This is a genomic window from Novosphingobium sp. AP12, assembly GCF_000281975.1.
Lineage (GTDB): Bacteria > Pseudomonadota > Alphaproteobacteria > Sphingomonadales > Sphingomonadaceae > Novosphingobium.
The window spans coordinates 1-1,655 of sequence record NZ_AKKE01000081.1; the positions used below are offsets into that span (position 1 = coordinate 1).

Below are 1,655 nucleotides of genomic sequence, written 5' to 3' on the forward strand. Positions count from 1 at the left end.
CTAGCCCGGGTTATTCACGAGCCCGCCGCTCTGGTGTGTCCCGAGCTCGATCGGTGTTTGGCGGCTTGACTTGGGCGAGCGCCGGCGCCGGTGTTTTTCACCGCGTCAGGAGCAATGGGCTTTTCGAGTTTGACGGGACGAGGGCTCGGGTTTCGGCGGCATGGCCGCGCTGGCTATGTCGGCGCTGGCCGAAGACCGGTGGCGATGGCTTTGAACACGCCGGCGTCGGGGCATGCTGACGCGAAGGCGACACGGATACGCGAGGCGCTTTCGATGACGCGGGCAGCGACCTTGAGCAGCCGCAGGCGCAGAGTCGCGAACTCGGCAGCGGCCAGCGCAGTGGCCTTGGGGATGGCCTGCTGGATGCGCCACATCAGCCAGTAGGCGGCGGTATGCAGGATGAGGCGCATCTGGTTGGCATTGGCCGAGCGGCACGAGGTGCGATCGCTGGCCAACTGGGTCTTGTGGCGCTTGATCAGGTTCTCGGCCTGGCCGCGCGCGCAGTAGAGCGTGTCGTAAATATGCTCGGCCGAGCCTTCTGTCAGCGAGGTGACGACATAGCGGATGTCCATGCCCAGCGTGCTGGCTTCGATCCGGGCGACGACGCGCGTTGGCCCTTCCAGCTTTTGGCGCCGTAGCGGGTCTCGGTATAATGGCGCAGGACCGGGCATTGGCGCTGAGCCCGCTTGACCGCGCAGGCATCGGCGACGGCGACAATGATCGGATCGGCCCGCAGCGCGGCGTTGGTCGGCAAGCCGAACACGTAATCGACCCCGGCCGCCTCGCAGAACGCCATGATCTCGGGCCGACCGTAGTGCCCGTCTCCGCGGATGGTGATGTGGGTATCGGGCCAGTGCTGGCGGATATGACGCACCAGGCGCCGGATGTGGCCGGCACCTTCGGCACCAGACGGCGTCTTGCCGGTGCGCAGCAGCATCGCGACCGGACGGCCGGTCGCAGTGTCGTAGACGTGGATCGGCAGAAAGCAGCGTTCGCCGTGATGGCCATTCCAAAACGAGAGCTGCTGATAGCCGTGCACGACATCGCAGGTGTCATCGATGTCCAGCGTCACCGCCGCCGGTGGGACCGGATAGCTGGCACAGTAGACGCCGATCATCGCGGCCATCATCCGGGCCAGTTCGCGCGTGGTCGGTGCATTCTCCCAGCGGCTCATCGTCGGTTGGCTCGCAAGCCCCGCGCCCGATCCCGGCAACTTGCCCAGTGCCAGGCGGAACCCCGGATCGTCGCGCAGGGCGTCGAGATCGTCAGCATCCTCGTAGCCACACGTGATCGCGAACACCCGGGCGCGCAGGATGTCATCAAGGCGATGGGTCACCCGCGTCGGGTCACGCGGATCGGCGATGCAAGCCGCAAGCCTCCGGCAAATTCCCATCGCTCGCTCGGCTTGCGCCAGCAGCAGAACGCCGCCGTCCGAGGTCAGCCGGCCACCGTCGAACGCGGCTGTGATCTTCTTCCCGCCAACCGCTGGAAACGAAAATCCCGGTGCGCTATCATCGCTCGCGGCGGGTGTGGTCCGTGGCATAAATTGCCTCGCTGCAGGACTGGTCTAGACACCCATTTTCCTACTGCAAAGCAATCGCTTACGCCACTCCCGCCAACCCTATCACCCGCCTCCGTGAATAAAACAGGCTAGG

The 1,655-nt window shown here is 65.6% G+C and carries 1 pseudogene; it reads right to left on the reverse strand.

The annotated features are described in order from the left end of the window. Positions 1-173: 173 nt before the first annotated feature. A pseudogene (locus tag PMI02_RS13680) lies at positions 174-1,543 on the reverse strand (IS1380 family transposase). Between the last annotated feature and the right edge of the window lie 112 nt (positions 1,544-1,655).